Source organism: Varibaculum massiliense (assembly GCF_900106855.1).
GTDB lineage: Bacteria > Actinomycetota > Actinomycetes > Actinomycetales > Actinomycetaceae > Varibaculum > Varibaculum massiliense.
Genome location: NZ_FNWI01000004.1, coordinates 2151852 through 2168630 on the forward strand (window position 1 = coordinate 2151852; position 16779 = coordinate 2168630).

Here is a 16779-nt window from a genome sequence, read left to right on the forward strand (position 1 = left end):
GAGGCGACCGGTTTTCAACTTTTTGCCGCTAGCTGTTAGTAGATTTCACCAAGACCGGTGAAATCGCTATCCAAATCGATAATCTCCTGCAAGCCTAGCGCTGGATCTTTTGTTAGAAGATCTTCAATAAATCCCCGTTTATCTTTATATTTATCTTTGCGGGCATTGAAAAAACGAGAATCTTTTCAAGCAATGCTAGTAGCTCCCCGCTGCGGGCAGCACTGGTGATTACTCCTTCCTGGGCCCGTTCCAGATGCCATAAAGCTAGTAGCTTTGAAAATAGCCAATCGACATCTGCTTCTTCCACAGGTACTTTCTTTCCTCGTAAAGCTTCTTGGAAATGCTGTTCGTCATCTGCGTCTAGTTCATCTGCCAGGAAATCGAGAGTATCGACTACTCCCTGATAAAGCCACAGAGACTCTTTAGGGGGAAAGATTAATAAAGAACCGTCATCTTCTCGTTGCCGGGAACGCAACTCACCAAAATCCCCGGCTAGCAGCCGGTCGCGAAATCTTGTCACTGCCCGGCGTCTATTTCTCCAATTCAGGTCATCTTTAAACCCTTCTAGGGTTTTTACTCGGGTAGTCGCAGCATCTTTCGGCCAGTTTCCCACCCAGGTGGCATGGACAAAATCATAAAAGTTCAGCGAAACTTTTCGCACGGCACCATAGTATTTTTCAACTACTAGGAAGTCGCAGGTTCTTATCCAACTTAGGTCGCCACCATAAAAAATATGGGGATAGGTAAAGGGCAGGCGCTTATCTTCTATTACCGGTACCCACACTGAACCCATATCGTAGCCGTAATCATGCAGAACCAGGTTCGGATCGTCTGCTATCCGTTCGCCAATAGTAGCTAGTGCCTGCGCAAAGGGTACTTCTATTCCTTCCGGAGGTTCTAGACCATCTAAATCGTCCAGGCAATCGACACCTTCCCAAAGTTCCTCTACCAGGTCACGAGGGATTTTTATCTTTTGCTCTTTCAGAGCATTAAGAATCAGCATGAGCGCACACGAAGGCTCTCCAACCTCGAAGAGCTCTTCCACATTGCTATGTAGCTCAGCATCGTAGTTGCCTTTTTCTAGTAACAACCTCCACAAAGATTCGGTGCATGAATAATCAACTGGCTCGTCCCGCTTAGGGTCCTTCAGCCGGTAGTTATCCGGCCACTCAAAACTGGTATCAAACCTTGCTTCATAAGAGGCAACGTACGCATGTAAGTCCTCGGGGAAATAGCGGAGTGCTGATTGCGCCATAAATTTCATGCGTTCATCAATCCCGTACAGGGTGGAATAGTATGCCCAGGCGATAGCGCCGGTGATTGCCCCCATCGTGTCCGCATCGCCCCCTAACCAAATGGTGTTGCGAATAGCGTCCTCAAAACTAATCGACTCCGTAAACGCCCTGATAGCTTGAGGTACCGTACCTTGGCAGGATTCATCAAAATGATAGTTAGCCTTGATTTCAGCAAGCGATTGGTTAAGAGGATAGAAATGCTCCGAAATATAGGATTCGATTTCCTGCTTGCTGCTGCTATTACGCGCTAAATAGATTGCCGCGGCCACCGCCTTTGCGCCTTTAATACCTTCGGGGTGGTTGTGGGTGACTGCCGCACCTATTTCCGCAAATTTGAGGGCTTCCTCTAGGCTCCCCGCTGATTCCGCGGCTGCCGATACCCGCATGGCGCTGCCGTTTCCCCAAGAGTTATAAGGGTGCGGGTTATCTTCAAATAGCCAAGCAGCAAAACGGCCTCCGTAGTAGCCCATCGGCTCGGGGAAGCGCCGCCCCATTTCCTGCATACTTTGCACCAGCAGCCGGGAGAGATGCTGCTCAGTGCGCTCGGAATCTTTAAGGTTTAGCCACCTTAAAAACGCCATTCCCTGGGCGATAGTCATTAAAGAGTCGTCAGTGTAGTTGGTGCTGTAGGGAAACAGCTCAAAATCGCGGCGATCTACCGGTGAAAACTCTCGGGTTGAGCCAATAACATCCCCAATAATTGCGCCGATCATAACCGCTCCTCCCGTAAGTGGATTACTGCTGCTTTTACTATTATGTTCTCCTGTCACAGATACCGGCAGTAAACTTCCGGTTTTCTGTTTATTCGAAAGGTGGATTGAAGGTCATGCCCACTGCGCTTAGCGCTTGGTTATAGCTGCTGGGGTTAAGTGCGCTGTTTAGAGACTGTTGTCTCCTTGAATTTTCGTATTCCCCGGGTTTGGTAAACGCGGAAACTGTAGCGGCGATGCGGGGGAGGCATTCGCCGGCATAGAGTAGGAGCGATGCATTTTTCACAGCGAGTTAGCCTTTCTCAGCCCAACGCCATCACCGTGGCGGCTGGGAAACGGCGCGCCCAGGGGCAGAAACTGGTAAATATCTCTGACTCGAATCCCACTCGGCACGGGCTAGGGGAAGCGGGTAGCCCCTACCAGGCAGATCCGTGCGGATCTGGCGCCTCCCGCCGCGCCCTCGCCGATTTCCTTTCCCAGAGGGACGGGCACAGCGTCAACCCCGATAACCTGTATCTGCTGAGTTCTACTTCGCAAGGCTACTCCTGGCTGATGAAACTGTTTTGTGATCCCGGTGAGGCAGTGCTGGCACCTACCCCGGGATATTCGCTGATAGAGGCCTTAGCTAACTTAGAAAATGTGCGGGTGGCGTCCTATAGTTTTGCTTGGCTAGGACGAAACTGGGAACTGGATCCGCTCTCGCTGCCGGCTGCTGGTGTTTCCCCGCGTCCGCGTGCCCTGGTGGTCATCAATCCAAGTAACCCCACCGGTGCCTATCTAGATAGGGGAGAGCGAGAGAGGGTGCAAGAATACTGCGCCGAAAATAATCTTCCTCTGATAGCCGATGAAGTGTTTTATGATTTCCCCTTGGCTGCGGCTTTAGAATCCCGCTCGCGCCTCGCCGGTTGCCCCGAAATCCTCACTTTCGCCCTCGACGGGTTATCGAAGAATCTGTGTGCCCCCGGTTTCAAGATTGCTTGGCTGGAGGTATCGGGACCGGCTGCCCTAGTGGAGGAGGCGAAAGCCCGTTTAGATATCATCGCGGATGCGTTCTTGCCCTTTAGTGATATTTTGGCCGCGCACCTGCCTGGTTTCTTGGAGAAAATCCCGCCGCAGTTGGCGCAAACTCGCGGGCGGTGCGCAGCCAACCTGGCCATGTTGCAAGACTTAATAGGGGAGGATCCGGCCAGCCCGATAACCGTGATGGCTCCGCAAGGAGGCTGGAACGTACTGCTGCGTTTTCCCTCCCATATTGACGAGGACGAGCTGGTGGAAAAACTCTTAAACGACTATGGGATTTATTGCCAGCCCGGATACTTTTTTGATTTGCCCTTCAGTGGCACTATCAGCCTGTCGTTGCTGTTAGAAGAAGATTTGTTCCGCGAAAATGCCGCCAAAGTATTGCGTACCATCACTGCCTTGAGCTAGGAGATATTGTTTGGAATCGTTGCCTGGCGAAATTGCCGTTCAGGAGTGGCTTCTCGTCAACAAGAGGATTCGTTACAAACTCGTGCTAATCTGGGTCTTTCAATTCCTGTAAAACCGTGCCAGTAGACACCTATCGGTTTTCTTAGCGCCCTACCCGTACCATCTATCTAATGCTCCCCGGTCGAGCCGAGCGATTTCTTGCAGATCAAGTTTCCATATCTCGTTTCCGCAAATCGCGTACAGTACGTCATCGTGGGCATCGAGGTAACAATGTTTTAAGGGTTTTCCTTCGGGGGAACGTAAAGTCCCAATCCCGCGATGCTCAATCCCCTCAGGGACACGTACCCCGTAGTTAAAGACGTCAAGATCATAGGGATAAAGAGCAGCAAAGCGTTCATCATCAGCAACCAAATAAGATGCTGCCGGACCTTCTTTACATATAACCTCTACCTCATCGCCGACTATTCTGGTAACCGCAAAATCTGTATAGGAACAGTTCCAGACACCTTTAAGACCAACGTTAAGAGCGTAAATGTCGCAGATCCAGGGAGCACCTTTAGTGTCGCCCGGATATGACCAATCGAGTGAAAGGTCGGCGGTATATCTATTAAGTCCTGGTTCCCCGATGGGGGGTTCTGTTGGGTGATACTGTTCGGTTTTCTCGTCCCAGAGACTGCCCCAGCCGTAGTTCCCGAGAACCCCCTCATCGAAGTAACCTACCCACAAGCGATCTTCAGCGTCCGTGTACATTTTGGCAATCCCATCACCGACACATGCTTCTTTCAGTAAGTCGCCTTCCGGAGAATACAAGCCTGCATTCTTTTCTCCACCATCGGGTGTCCACCTTGCCCGGCCAGCTACTTGAATTACGCGTCCATCGCTCAGCATTTGTACATCAGAGCTGGCGCGCGAAGTCTCTTTAATATCAACGCGGTGATCACCACAGATAACCAAATTCCGGATGGGAGAGCGGGTGGTGCTACGAAGAAAAGATGCTCCCCCTGAGTTTAGTACCCGCTCAAAAGCCAGATCTGCATCTTTAGGAGTAGCCCACTGGGTGAGCAGTTCTCCCCACACGGTAATACCCGCAAAAATCAACTCCAGGTCTGGTTCTGGCGGTTCAAAACTTGAGTGTCGCCGGAACCGTACCTCCGGTAACTCTCCGCGTTCATAAGCCTCAGTAATTAATGATTCCGACTCCTCGAAACCATCTTCATTGAAAAGCATCCCTGCCACCTCCAAATAATAGTTTGTGAAAAATAATAGACATACTGATTAGATTTTTCAGCCCCAATCGTCAAGCGCTAGTTAATTTTTATGGGCTCTTGAGTATGAAGCTACTGCCAATAGCTCCTTGCCTGCTTTAAACTGTATTGCCGACATTGGTTAATTTGTCGCTACTCGAATGCTTCTAGAGCTTCTGGTTCCAGATCGCCGCCAGCAACTAACTCCCGAGCTGTTGTCTCTATGTCATCAGATAGGGGGATACCTGCGGCACTTGCCCAATCAAGTGCCAGATCAAGATCTGGGCCATCCTGGATTTCCAGCTCTTTAAGATTTTCTAGTAGGTCTGTGCGACCCGCCTTGCTAATAGTGGCAAGAACCAGGTCCCAGGCGTCTAAGTACCCCATCATTGGTGCTGCTCCTTAACATCGGGCGCGGTTATAAATCGAGTAGATTTTTAGCTAGATACGCACTTATTGCGACGTTTGCTAGCTTATTGCTGGCGCCCTTGCCCGCAAAGCAAGCGCAACTACCTTAAATCTGATGAAAAAGTTGCGGAAGATATCTTCCGACTAAAATTTCCGCCCGGTATCTTTACAAATATGGCAAACAGATCCGCATCGGGATCTAATATAAATGCCAGGGCTGAAAGGAGGGAGTCACCGACGGCTCTAGTGATGAAGGTTCGCGATTCGCGTGCCTCTCTCAATCAGGACGGCAGGGGATTTCCCTGCCATTGGTTCACAGATTGACATGGAATTTGCCACGTCGTGGCAAAAGAAAGCCCTAGGCTGACAGTAGATCGTTATGGAACTTCTTCCTTTCAACCCCATCGTGAAACCATCAAGAGTGGCGCCTGCGCAGATTAACTCGCTTAGGTATCTTTTGCGTTTGCACAATCTAGAGAATCCAGAAGAATCGATTCTGTATCCGTCTGCCCATGTAGCGATCAGCAGCCACAATACGGCAGAAATTTGGCTCGATCACGAGAAAACTACCTCGCTGCGTAAAGTACCCTTGTACTACAAGTATCGCAGTGTCCCTAAGCATTCTGGTGGCAGGCGGATATTGTCGGAACCAAGCTCCAGTTTGAAAAGTTTACAAAGATGGATACTGCGGCATTGCTTCACCGACGATATGGTTTCCCCTGCCGCCTATGCCTATCGCCCGGGACGTTCAATTCAAGATTGCGCAGCCGTACATATTGGTGCTAAATGGCTCCTTAAGCTCGACCTCAAAGATTTCTTTGGGGGAATTTCCGAGGCTCGGGTATATGAACTCTTTAGAGCTATTGGGTATAAAGAGCTTGTCGCTTTTGAGTTAGCGCGTCTGACGACTTTCCTGCCGGATAAGAATATAAGACGCAATATTCAGGCGCTATATAACGAAAAGTTCGAAATAACCCCGGCGGCGCGCAACTACACGAAGCTCGAAATATCAATAGATAGCAGCAGTGGCCCCTACCCGAGGTATAGAGGTAGCGCGGGGAAGATCATTCGCGGCGTGCTTCCGCAAGGAGCCCCCACATCCGGGATTATCGCCAATATTTGCGCTGGTGAACTCGATAAAGAGCTTGCGTCTTTAGCGCTGTATAACGGTTTAAGATATTCGCGGTACTGTGATGACTTGTTTTTCTCCCCGCGCCCTGACCATGAACATTTTGACCGCAGCTTCGCAGGTTTAATCATCCGTGACGTCAATCGAGCCGTACTAAAACATGGTTTTCGGATAAACCAAGGCAAAACCAGGGTAGTGCCGCCCGGGTCTAAGAAGCTGATATTAGGTCTGCAAGTGGACGACAGCGTCCGTCTAGATACCGCATTCAAGAAAAATATTGACTACCACATACGCGGAATTGCTAAATTTGGGCTTCAGCAACACGTGGCGCACACTAAAGGCACCCCGCCCCCAGTGTTGAGTTTCCTAAATCATCTGCAAGGATTAATCGCTTTTGCGAAAGGAATTGAGTATTGGTACGGGGAAACACGCGAAACAAACTTGAAAAGGGCATTATCGGTTGGCGAAGTAACGAGATAATCCCCGCATTGTTTTCCAAAGATCACTGAGATAACTACTCGTAATCCCGATTTAAAATAGGAGCTGATTGCCGGAATTCCTAAGATTTGTCAGAGAAAATAGGAAACACACAAACTCTAGGAAAAAACCAAGGACACTTTATCTCGGCGTACCTGGTTACAAACGAATTAAGGGTTAATTTAATGACGTGTGTTGTGTTACACTAATCGGTCACGTAACACTACGTTCCCGGAATCAAAACCAAAGAAAGGAAATTGGGATGAAGAGGAGACTCTCGCTGACGACCATTATCGCTTTTGTGGCATGCCTGTGCGTTTGCATACCGATGTTGACAGCTTGCGGGTCGAATAGCACGAAGGATGCTGGGTCGACTTCGAAAGCCGCCGACAACTCAAGCACCAAAACGGTGGTTGATGCCTATAATCGCAAAGTCGATGTGCCGGTCAATGCCAAAACCGCCGCAACCGTGGGCAGTGGCGCGCGCTTCGTAGTGTATGCCGGAGCGCAGGACAAGCTGATCGCGGTTACCGAGATGGAAACCAAACCGGAGATGAACCGCCCATACGCCATGGCGTATAAGGATTTGTTCGCAAGCCTGCCCGCCACCAGCAACGGCAACCATCTATTGGAGACTAACGTCAACGCCGAGCAGCTCATGGATCTGAAACCTGATGTCATCATCTCCAGTCGCAGCGCCGAGGAATGCGATTCGCTTCAGCAAAAGACCGGTATCCCCGTTATCGGCATCAGCTATCAAAACCAGCTGTTCACCGACAACGTGTATAAGTCCATCTCCTGTGTCGCCCAGGCGTTGGGAACCGAGAAGCACGCCGATCAGGTAATCGCGAAACTGAAGGAATGGAACCAGGATTTGAAGTCTCGCACCTCCAAGATCGCCGATGCCGATAAGCCCAGCGTGTACGTGGGTGCCGTCAACTACAAGGGCGCGAAGAGCTTCACCGGTACGTATGCAAACTATGCTCCGCTGGTGGAACTGGGTGCGAATAACGTTGCCGATCAAACTGGTCAAAAGGCAGCGGTCGACGTCGACCTTGAGCAGATCGGTAAGTGGGATCCTGACTATATGTTCCTCAACGCTGGCAATATGGATCTCATGAAAGCCGACTACGCCGCCAATCCGGTATTCTTCGACGGTCTGAAAGCATTCAAAGAGAACCACCTGTACACGCAGCCGTTCTTCAACTTCAACGGCACCAACATCGACACGGGTATCTGCGACACCTATTTCATCGGCGCAACTATCTTCCCCGACAAGTTTTCTGATGTTGACCTGCCGGCCAAGTATTCCGAAATCTACTCCACCCTGGTCGGCGTGGATTTCTACAAGACAATGAAAGAAAAGGGCATGGACTTCAAGGCGCTGTCCTTTAAGTAAGGCTCCATCGTGCAGGAAGAGAAGCTGACGGGTGCCAGCCTTCCTCTCCAGGAGGAATCGTTCCGCAGCCGCTACCGGGGCTACATCCGGCATAAGCGCATCGTGATTGCGGTGCTTGCCATTTTGGTCGCGGTCATTGCCGTGGCCTCAATGGGGATGGGCTCGCTGCAGCTTTCCGCACACGATGTTGTTTTCGCCCTGTTCGGGCAGGGGGATGCGCGCGCTGTCGCTGCAGTGCAGAACATCCGCCTGCCCCGGGTGCTTACCGCAGTGGTTGCGGGCATAGCACTGTCGCTAGCGGGTTGCGCGTACCAAAGCGTACTGCGCAACCCGCTAGCCTCGGCCAGCACATTGGGGATCTCGCAAGGCGCGGCCTTCGGAGCCTCCATCGCCATCATCGTGCTCGCAGGAAGCGGTGCATCGGCGGCATACGAGGGCGTGTCCTCAGCCAACCCTGTAACGACCGCGCTGCTGGCCTTTGCAGGCGCCATGCTCTCCACGGTACTTATCCTGCTGCTTTCGCGCTTTCGCGAGATGACGCCGGAGAGCATCGTGCTTCTGGGCGTGGCGCTGTCCGCTGTATTTACGGCAGGAACCACAATCGTGCAGTATTTCGCGGAAGACTCCCAGGTGGCGGCGGTGGTGTTCTGGACATTCGGCGATTTGACCCGCGTAAGTAAGGATCAGCTTGCGCTAATGGCGTCGGTCACTTTAGTTGGCGCGGTAGTGTTCCGCGCCTGTCGCTGGGACTTCAACGCCATGGAATCAGGCGAAGGTCTGGCTCATAGCCTGGGCGTGTCAGTTTCCCGCGTGCGCCTGGCGAACATGTTTGTCGCCAGTGCCGTCGCCTCCACGGTCATCGCGTTCTGTGGCATTGTGAACTTTGTCGGACTGGTTGCACCGCATATCATGCGGCGCCTTCTGGGCTCGGATTACCGTTATCTGCTGCCCGCCTCGGCCATAGCTGGTGCGGGGTTGCTGCTGGTTTCCGACATACTTTGTCACGTGCTTGTCGCGCCGTTAATACTGCCGATTTCGGCTATCACCTCGTTCGTCGGAGCGCCTATATTTGTCTACCTGCTGTTCAAGGGGGTGAACCGCTGATGCTTGAAGCTCGTGAGGTGCATTTTTCGTATCGTGCGGGTGTCCCCATCCTCGCCGGTGTAGATGTAGAGGTGACTTCGGGGTCGTTTTTGGCAATTCTGGGGGTGAACGGTTGTGGGAAGTCCACGCTGTTGTCATGTTTGACCGGGGCTGCCCGCCCCTCATCCGGTCAGGTGTTCCTCGACGGTGTGCCGTTGGGGCAGGTGCATCGGCTAGAGCGGGCACGGAAGGTTGCTTACGTTGCCCAGCACAGCCATGCGAACAGACTCACCGTGTACGATTCGGTGTTGCTGGGGCGGCGACCGTATATGCAGGGCGCGCCTTCGCAAGAAGACCATCACATCGTCCTTGACATGCTTGAGCGGCTTGGTCTTGCTCGCTACGAACTCCGCTACACCGACGAGCTGTCGGGCGGCGAATACCAGAAGATGGTGCTGGCTCGCGCGTTCGTTCAGCAGGCAGAGACGTTGCTGCTTGACGAGCCCACTAACAACCTCGATCTCGCAAACCAACAGGAGGTGATGCGGGAAGTGCGTGCCGAGGTTGAGCGGCGGGGCATCGCTGCGGCCGCAGTCATGCATGATATTAATCTTTCTCTGCGCTATTGCGATAGCTTCCTGTTCTTGAAAGCAGGGACTGTCGATGCGGTTGGCGGCATGGAAGTGGTAACTGCGGAGCAGGTCAAACGGGTTTATGGAATGGATTGTGAAATTATCGAGCATCGCGGACGGCGCTTGGTCGTTCCGTCGTAAGGAGGAAACGTGAACAAGGTAGCTCAGTATTTCGACGAACGCGCAGACGAATGGGAGGCATCGGGCAGTTGCGAGCGTAACCGCGTGCAGGGAGCTGTGCTTTCGCTTGCCTGCGTGCAGGAAGGCGACCGGGTGCTTGACCTAGGGTGTGGCACGGGCGTAATGATTCCGCTGTACCTCGAGGCTAAAGTGGCGTCCGCTACGGGTGTCGACCTGTCAACGCGCATGGTTGCATACGCCCGCGAGAAGTTCCAAGGAGTTGATGCCGTGGACTTCATTGCCGCCGATGCCCTAGATCTGGACGAGAAGCACCCCTACGATGCCGTGGTGATCTACAATGCATATCCTCATTTCATGGACAAGCCCGCCCTGGTTGAAAAGGTGTATCGCTTACTGAAGCCGGGCAAGCGCTTCGTAGTTGCGCACGGAAAGGGCAAGGACGACATCAACCGACATCATCAAGCGGTTGCTGCCGGAGTAAGCTCCGGTTTACGAGCGGCTTCCGAGGAAAGTGAGCTCTGGAGAACGCGCTTCGATATCGAAGCGCTGGTGGACACGCCCGAATTCTACGCCTTCTCCGGGGTGCGCCTCTGAGTGTTTTACTAGGGCGTCCGTATTCACGTTCGATCAATACCTTCCCGCGCCAGCCCTCACGGGTTCGATTCCTGGGCTCAAAATATATGCAGGCCCCAGGATAAACCTGTGACCTGCATATATTGGTTACTTAGACGTTCATTTTGATACAGCGCTGTTTTTGGGTGCAAGCTACGAATCTTGGATACAGAATCTGACTTGGTGGGGCGTAGCATCATGGACTCCACGCACAGGCAGTGTCAAGACGATAGCATCTAATCAAAGATGGGGGCTATGTCGTATTGTTACTCCGATATTTAGGATGACCCGAAAAGATTATCGGAATCAAAATTCTGGCGAAATACAATGCAGCAAAGCCTAATTGCACAAAGTCAAGTTCGCATCTATCGTGTATCCCTTTATGAAAAAAACGATTCCGAATTTCATAGAAACCCCAGAGTAGAGCGAGACACACTATCATAATAAAAGAGTTGCTGGTCAAGAACCCCCTCGTTGGTGTTCGTCTGCATCGTGGTAGCGAATGCGATCCACCAAGTAGATGCTTGAACAGATGGTGTGGGAACAGGATTAGCATCTGGATCCGGCACCAAAAAGAGGCTAACAGCTATCCCGATAATAGCTGCGAAATCTCCAATTACCTGAGCCCGTTGAGCGCTGGCGGCTATGTATTCCGTTACATCCTCTATCCAGCCTGTTGGGGCGGAGAACAACTCTAAGAGTCTGTATAGGACAGCAAGTGGGGTTCCTTGAAGTGCTAGAAAAGCCTCCATTTGGATGGTGTCTGAGGGATGTACTATGCCCTGTCCTAAGAATGCGGCGAGAGCTAGTATTGCTACCAAAGAGGCGAACACCTGATAGAAGTCCCGTATCCAAAAGGTAGTTATCATTTTGTAAAGGAGATTCACTACAACGTCCATTGTTTTCCCCCGCATACCAGTCGTGCTAAGTGCTATTACTCTAAAATTTCGCTTAATGGCTTGTACCCGATAATCAAACTATCGTACTTCTATGCTATTGAAATGGATCATAATCGTACGAGCATGGTTCACGACGGCATGGTTCACAAGAACATTCCACGCTTGATTGCTGTATTCCAGTGGTGGCTGGGTTGCTAGGTAGTCGTGGATTTCTTTGGCTTGTGCTTGGCGGGTGATGAGGTCTGCGATCCTGTTTCTAATTGTTTGGTGTTCTTTTTCTTGGCGTTGGTAGCGTTGTTCGAGTTGGTGGTAACGCTGGTCATATTCGTCAGGGTCGTGTACTGCGGTGGCGTTTTCGGTGATGAGTTGGTTTATTAACGCCACGGTTTCTTCCATCTTTTTAGCGATTTTGGTTTGCCGAGTTTCGAGTTCTGTTGTGTTGTATACCGTGTCGTCAAGTAGCTGTATCACGTGATCGAGGGTGGCGTTATCTTTGACTCGTTTGGTTAGGGCTTGGGTGAAGGCTTCTTTGATTTGTTGTTCGGTGACGTGTGGGGTTGTGCAGTGGTAGCCGGGCTTGTATTTGTTGTTGCAGCACCAGATGTAGCGGCGGTATTTGCTGGTTGAGTGCCAGACTTTGCGTCCGTACCAGCCGCCGCAGTCGGCGCATTTGATCCGGGTGGCGAACGGGTACGTGGAGGCGGTTCCTTTTCCTGATCTGCGTGCTAGTTCTGCTTGCACGATTTCACAGGTAGCGGGTTCGATGATCGGCTCGTGATTTCCGGTCACATAATATTGGGGTACTTCGCCTTCGTTGACTTTTATGGTTTTGGTCAGGAAGTCGGTGGTGAAGCTTTTTTGTAGTAGCGCATCGCCTTTGTATTTTTCGTTGGTCAAGATGGAGCGGATGGTGCTGGCTGACCAGATGTTTTTACCGTGCGGCGTGAGAATCTGGTCGGTGGTGAGTTCTTTGGCTATTCTCTTTAAGCTCACCCTCAAGACCATTCAAAGTCGCCTGAGCGTTATTGAGCTGAATCTGCCAATTCTTCGTACGAGAATCATTTTCCCCAAAACCGGTAGCAGAGTTATCAAGAGCGCTCTTCAGGGTCTGGATCTTGGCTTTTTGCGCCTCAATCTCTTTGCCCAAAACCTGGTTACGAGAAGTCAACGCTGAAGCAGACTTATCGTTCTTATCGAACTGAGAAGCCACCAACTTCATCTCGGATCCCAAAACCCGCATCTCACGATTAATATCCGTGATCGCGCGCTTAAACTCCCGCTCACCCTCAAGGCCAATCTTCAAACCCAAAGACGAATCAGCCATGCTCAGACACCCCTCCGAGGTAAAATGGAGACGAATGGATTAATTTGCGAAAGGTACGAGCATGGGAATGAGCGCAGAGGACTTCGGGGCGGTACTTGCTGAATTAACCGCGCCCACACCACTAGCTGATGCCTTCGAAACGCGTTTTCCCCAGTCCAAGGGGAGCCGCTGGTGGTTCTCTGTTCGCACCCACGCCGCTTCAGTATTCTTCTCGAAGGAGTACTACGAACATCTGACGATAAAAAAAGTGCAGAAGGAAGGTGAGCCTAAAGAGAAGAGAGACCGGGAGCACACCGATCTTTCTGCCAAGACAGTCTGGGAGAGTAAATCGTTCAATTGGCGACCCGAGCTTCGGCTATGGATTCTAGAGGCGCTGGGACTCCTAAAAGACGACAAGGATGTACTACAACGCATTCTTGCTATAGAGGCGAATACCTCTCGCTGTACTTACCTCAAGAAATTGTTTTCGTGGGATGAAATTGAAGATGCGGCACGGAGGGAATTTGCTCGTCTCGTAGATGAATCACCATTGCCTCACCGAGATTGCTAAACCCCGGCGGGGATAATATCATCAATAAACCAGATGCGTTTCGGCTGGGCTCTGCCGGTTTCGATGCGCCAGCAGTCCACCAGATCTAATAGTTCACCGAATATGGTCAGGTCGATTTGCCTGCGGGTCAGTCCCAGGTGGGCGAGCCCGATATAGGTCAGGCGGGTAAAGATTGCCTCGTCACTATCTATTAGGTGTCCTTTTTCTTGGTTTGCCCTTTTGGGTCTGGGGTCTCGGTCATGATTGCTCGCCGGGTGCCGCGCTGTAATGCCTGGGCGATAGCCTCTCGGTAGTCAGCTAAATCTGCAGGCACAGTTAGTAACTCCACCGCTTCTGCGGTCAGCTCTGGGCGCTTATCGTCTGGATGGGTGAGGTTGTGTATTTGTACGGACTGGTTAGCGAGCAGGGCGATTAGCCAGATTACCTCACCGAGTGACTTATCCATATCTTCGCTAGTTTCCAGGGCTTGACCTAAATGTTCTAGACCTCCGTAACGTTGAGCTATTAGGCGGGTAGCGCGGGTAGTGAGGACGAGTTCGTATTCTTGACCTGCGATAGTGATTGTCGCGCTATTTAAAGTGGGGCTATCGGCCGGGCTTGTTTGGGTTTTTGCTGTCATGGCTTACCTGCTTTTCTAGTTGTTTGTCGGTTTGATGCTGCTTGTAGCGGCAGGCTCATACACCTGGGTGTACCAGCCAGTAATGGTTTCCGGCTTGACGCCGATCGCTCCTTCGGTGACTTCGGCTTTCCACGGGTGCTTGCCGGTAGCGTCGGGTTTGTTACGTCGCAGGATCGTTCCCTCAATACTCGGGGTAGAGAACGTGATCGAATCAGCTTTGGTTGCCAGCGTGGTTCCCGGCAGAGCAAATTTGACGCGGTAAAGCCAAAAATACTGGTACTTCCCGTTAGAGCGTGCAGCTCTAAAACCAATAGCCACGGGTGCGCCACCATCCTCAGAAGTGCTGATAAGTACCCCGTTGGCGTCCAGTCTCGCACCAGTTAAGGCAGCTGCAGCCTCAGCCCCGAGATCATCAACCCCAAGAGTGAGCGTTCCAGATTTGAATTCCTTGACAATCTCGGATGCCCCGTCATCGGCATACAAAATTGCCTCAGCTACCTCCACAGACAATTCTGCGGATATTGCTTTAGCGAGCGGTTTAGGAACGGCATAGGTTTCCTCACCGCTAGTGGGATCTTCACTAATGCTCGCGTAGTAGAGCTTGTCTAAACCAATAGTTGCCATGAGTATTTCTCCTTTTGGGTAGTAATTTTCGTTAGATGTCATCGACAGATAGAATTGGGACATGAGAGAGAAAACGCGATGCTTGACCTATGCGGTGTTCGGGATTTATCTGCTCTTGTTGTTGTGGATGGTGCTGTTCAAATTCGCCACCAGCGTTGACGACATACTGAGCATGCGGCATGTGCGCTACTTAAATCTGATCCCATTTACAGATTCTGCGAATCTTTACGGGTCGAACTTCTTTGATGAGATCGTGGTCAACTTCCTTATTTTCATCCCGTTTGGCATGTACATGAGGATGTTGTTGAAACGGCGCTCATGGTTAATTCAATTGCTCCCACCGTTTTTAGCAAGCGTGGCATTCGAGGTCGTTCAGTACGTTTTCGCTATCGGGGTCAGCGATATCACCGATGTCATAATGAACACTGCTGGAGCCGCTACTGGCTTAGTAGTTTTTGCTCTGCTAGCCAGATTCTGGCCTGAAAAGAGCGAAAAAGTCATTAACGTCATCGGGTTAGTCCTGGAGATCTTGTTCATCGGATTTTTGACTTTCCTGATCATTGCAAACTCTTAAGGACAGGCTCTAAAACTCGAAACATCGATGGAATAGTGGTGGTAGCCGGTATCGTCCTCGTATCCGATATAGCGCCTGCCTGTGATAACCAGGCGAGCGCTGATTAGAGCTTTCGTGATCTGGTCTCTTAGTGCCAGGTAGTTGGTTTTCGTGAACAGGCTGATTCGGGCTTCTTCTATTTCGACGCCTGGGGTTTGTTTCCGCTGATTTGGTCGTACCAGTAGATGGCTCTACTCATGTAGGTTGCGTGTTGGGATCCGGCTATGGAGGCGGGGCATTCGGTTGCGGAAAAGTCGCGGTGTTTGACTCTCTGGTGGGTAGAGACAAGGCAATTACGGTCACTTTCCTGGACGGCACGAAGATACGGGCATAACAGAATACAAATGTTTAAGGCACTCGGCTACGGTCGGGTGTTTTTTTGTTATGCAGATGATACTATTTGCAACGTCTATACTGTGTAGTACACTATACATGTCAAGGCGCAGTAGCACTGTATTTGACGAAAGGTGATGGAGTTGATGAATGAAGAATGGATTTCGCAAATTAAAAGAGGAACACTTGAATATGCCATTCTTCTCCTGATCAAAGATGGGGATAGATACGGATATGACTTGATACAAACATTAGATAATTACCCTATGCTTAAAACAAAAGAAAACACGGTTTATCCATTGCTACGACGATTATTAAAGAATGGATATCTTGAATCGTATTGGCAGAACACGGATGACGGTGTGCCACCGAGAAAGTATTATCGAATAACTGAATCAGGATGTTCCTATCTTGATGAGTTGAACAGTGACTGGAAGACACTGATGAAAGATATTTCTAAGCTAAGGAAAGAATTATAAAAATGGGAAACAAGTCAAACAATATTGCGTTAGAGAAATATTTGTCGCAGGTAGACAAGCATTTAAAATATATGCCCGCTTTCGAAAAGACTGACATTTTAAGTGAACTCAAGAGTTCATTTTATGAGCGCATGGAACAGGGGCAGACAGAAAACGATATTATTGCGGAAATGGGACCCGCAAAGGACTTCGCATTAAGCTACCTTGGCAAGGCTATTGTCGAGAATAAAAATTTTTCATTCAGACATTTTATGATGGCTTTAGGATTCTACTCTTTTGCTTCATTAGCGTGGGTTTCACTGATTCCTACATTAGCTATATTTTCGGTTTCGTTCTTCTTTTCGTGTGGCGTCAGCGTTCTTGCCGGAGCAATGGGATTGCTTAAAGGCTTCCTGCATTTTCCGCTTATTGATAAGATGCAATTTGTTTTTTTCATGTACGAATTAAAAGGGATTCCTGCTCTTTTGGTAGGATTGTTATTGGCGGTTGTTTTCTTTTTCTTAGGAATTCTATGCTGGAAAGGAACTGTAGGAATCATTCGCCTTTTGCAGTCAACGAAATGGAAATTGGATAGTGATGTAAGGAGTGAAGCGTGACAGTACTGTTTTTACACGGTCTTGGATAAAATAAAGAATCATGGTGGCAAACATTAGATTATCTTGAGTGCAACAATGTGGTGTGCCCGGATTTGATACCAGTAGATGGAAACTTACTGCTCGAATTGGATACAAAATAGCGATTGTCTGGCATTCGTGGCTTAGCCGGTTCAGAATAGTTAGC

The 16779-nt window shown here is 50.4% G+C and carries 18 protein-coding genes and 2 pseudogenes; 11 read left to right on the top strand and 9 right to left on the bottom strand.

Features of this window, described 5'->3' with window-relative positions; all coding sequences use genetic code 11:
* Positions 1-112 precede the first annotated feature (112 nt).
* The gene (locus tag BQ5456_RS09465; protein ID WP_071129752.1) at positions 113-2008 is read right to left on the bottom strand and encodes an ADP-ribosylglycohydrolase family protein; all 1896 of its coding nucleotides are present in this window, start codon (positions 2006-2008) and stop codon (positions 113-115) included.
* A 270-nt stretch (positions 2009-2278) separates the two neighbouring features.
* On the opposite strand from BQ5456_RS09465, the gene BQ5456_RS09470 reads away from it, so the two are divergent.
* Positions 2279-3433 carry a pyridoxal phosphate-dependent aminotransferase gene (locus BQ5456_RS09470; RefSeq protein ID WP_071129753.1) on the top strand — a complete coding sequence of 385 codons (1155 nt, stop codon included), beginning with the start codon at positions 2279-2281 and terminating at the stop codon, positions 3431-3433.
* A 150-nt stretch (positions 3434-3583) separates the two neighbouring features.
* On the opposite strand, the gene BQ5456_RS09475 is transcribed toward BQ5456_RS09470, so the two are convergent.
* Both BQ5456_RS09475 and BQ5456_RS09480 read right to left on the bottom strand, forming a co-directional pair.
* The gene (locus BQ5456_RS09475; RefSeq protein ID WP_143037074.1) at positions 3584-4669 is read right to left on the bottom strand and encodes a hypothetical protein; all 1086 of its coding nucleotides are present in this window, start codon (positions 4667-4669) and stop codon (positions 3584-3586) included.
* 161 nt (positions 4670-4830) lie between these two features.
* The gene (locus BQ5456_RS09480) at positions 4831-5067 is read right to left on the bottom strand and encodes a hypothetical protein (RefSeq protein ID WP_071129755.1); all 237 of its coding nucleotides are present in this window, start codon (positions 5065-5067) and stop codon (positions 4831-4833) included.
* 397 nt (positions 5068-5464) lie between these two features.
* On the opposite strand from BQ5456_RS09480, the gene BQ5456_RS09485 reads away from it, so the two are divergent.
* From BQ5456_RS09485 to BQ5456_RS09505, 5 genes are all read left to right on the top strand, one after another.
* Positions 5465-6694, top strand: coding sequence for a reverse transcriptase family protein (locus BQ5456_RS09485; RefSeq protein WP_071129756.1), 1230 nt, complete (start codon positions 5465-5467; stop codon positions 6692-6694).
* A gap of 259 nt (positions 6695-6953) precedes the next feature.
* The gene (locus tag BQ5456_RS09490) at positions 6954-8090 is read left to right on the top strand and encodes an ABC transporter substrate-binding protein (RefSeq protein WP_205407872.1); all 1137 of its coding nucleotides are present in this window, start codon (positions 6954-6956) and stop codon (positions 8088-8090) included.
* A 9-nt stretch (positions 8091-8099) separates the two neighbouring features.
* Positions 8100-9194, top strand: coding sequence for a FecCD family ABC transporter permease (locus tag BQ5456_RS09495; protein WP_083378468.1), 1095 nt, complete (start codon positions 8100-8102; stop codon positions 9192-9194).
* The gene (locus tag BQ5456_RS09500) at positions 9194-9946 is read left to right on the top strand and encodes an ABC transporter ATP-binding protein (RefSeq protein WP_071129757.1); all 753 of its coding nucleotides are present in this window, start codon (positions 9194-9196) and stop codon (positions 9944-9946) included. The genes BQ5456_RS09495 and BQ5456_RS09500 overlap by 1 nt, the downstream gene beginning before the upstream one ends.
* Before the next feature lie 9 nt (positions 9947-9955).
* A complete protein-coding gene (locus tag BQ5456_RS09505) occupies positions 9956-10540 on the top strand; it encodes a class I SAM-dependent methyltransferase (protein ID WP_071129758.1) in 585 nt (194 codons plus the stop codon).
* Between the two features lie 422 nt (positions 10541-10962).
* Here BQ5456_RS09505 and BQ5456_RS09510 read toward each other — a convergent pair whose 3' ends face one another.
* The 3 genes and pseudogenes from BQ5456_RS09510 to BQ5456_RS09520 all read right to left on the bottom strand — a co-directional run.
* Positions 10963-11457, bottom strand: a complete 495-nt coding sequence (locus BQ5456_RS09510) for a hypothetical protein (RefSeq protein ID WP_071129759.1) — start codon at positions 11455-11457, stop codon at positions 10963-10965.
* Positions 11458-11535: 78 nt separating this feature from the next.
* Positions 11536-12462 (bottom strand): recombinase family protein, encoded by a 927-nt coding sequence (locus BQ5456_RS09515; protein WP_083378469.1) that lies wholly within the window; start codon positions 12460-12462, stop codon positions 11536-11538.
* Positions 12431-12781, bottom strand: a pseudogene (locus BQ5456_RS09520) (phage tail protein); the annotation flags it as partial. The gene BQ5456_RS09515 and the pseudogene BQ5456_RS09520, both read right to left, overlap by 32 nt.
* 61 nt (positions 12782-12842) lie before the next feature.
* Here BQ5456_RS09520 and BQ5456_RS09525 point away from each other — a divergent pair.
* A complete protein-coding gene (locus BQ5456_RS09525; protein ID WP_071129762.1) occupies positions 12843-13331 on the top strand; it encodes a hypothetical protein in 489 nt (162 codons plus the stop codon).
* Between the two features lie 190 nt (positions 13332-13521).
* Here the strand turns inward: BQ5456_RS09525 and BQ5456_RS09530 are convergent, their stop codons facing one another.
* The gene (locus BQ5456_RS09530; RefSeq protein WP_071129763.1) at positions 13522-13950 is read right to left on the bottom strand and encodes a polysaccharide deacetylase family protein; all 429 of its coding nucleotides are present in this window, start codon (positions 13948-13950) and stop codon (positions 13522-13524) included.
* Positions 13951-13965: 15 nt separating this feature from the next.
* Positions 13966-14574, bottom strand: a complete 609-nt coding sequence (locus BQ5456_RS09535; protein ID WP_071129764.1) for a major tail protein — start codon at positions 14572-14574, stop codon at positions 13966-13968.
* A gap of 61 nt (positions 14575-14635) precedes the next feature.
* Here BQ5456_RS09535 and BQ5456_RS09540 point away from each other — a divergent pair, with 61 nt between their 5' ends.
* The gene (locus BQ5456_RS09540; RefSeq protein ID WP_071129765.1) at positions 14636-15148 is read left to right on the top strand and encodes a VanZ family protein; all 513 of its coding nucleotides are present in this window, start codon (positions 14636-14638) and stop codon (positions 15146-15148) included.
* Between the two features lie 190 nt (positions 15149-15338).
* On the opposite strand, the pseudogene BQ5456_RS10630 reads toward BQ5456_RS09540, so the two are convergent.
* Positions 15339-15449, bottom strand: a pseudogene (locus BQ5456_RS10630) (N-acetylmuramoyl-L-alanine amidase); the annotation flags it as partial.
* On the opposite strand from BQ5456_RS10630, the gene BQ5456_RS10665 reads away from it, so the two are divergent.
* From BQ5456_RS10665 to BQ5456_RS09550, 3 genes are all read left to right on the top strand, one after another.
* Positions 15396-15521, top strand: a complete 126-nt coding sequence (locus BQ5456_RS10665; protein ID WP_268872102.1) for a hypothetical protein — start codon at positions 15396-15398, stop codon at positions 15519-15521. The pseudogene BQ5456_RS10630 and the gene BQ5456_RS10665 overlap by 54 nt on opposite strands.
* A 145-nt stretch (positions 15522-15666) precedes the next feature.
* The gene (locus BQ5456_RS09545) at positions 15667-15999 is read left to right on the top strand and encodes a PadR family transcriptional regulator (RefSeq protein WP_071130035.1); all 333 of its coding nucleotides are present in this window, start codon (positions 15667-15669) and stop codon (positions 15997-15999) included.
* 2 nt (positions 16000-16001) lie between these two features.
* Positions 16002-16595, top strand: coding sequence for a DUF1700 domain-containing protein (locus BQ5456_RS09550; protein ID WP_071129766.1), 594 nt, complete (start codon positions 16002-16004; stop codon positions 16593-16595).
* The last annotated feature ends 184 nt before the right edge of the window (positions 16596-16779 follow it).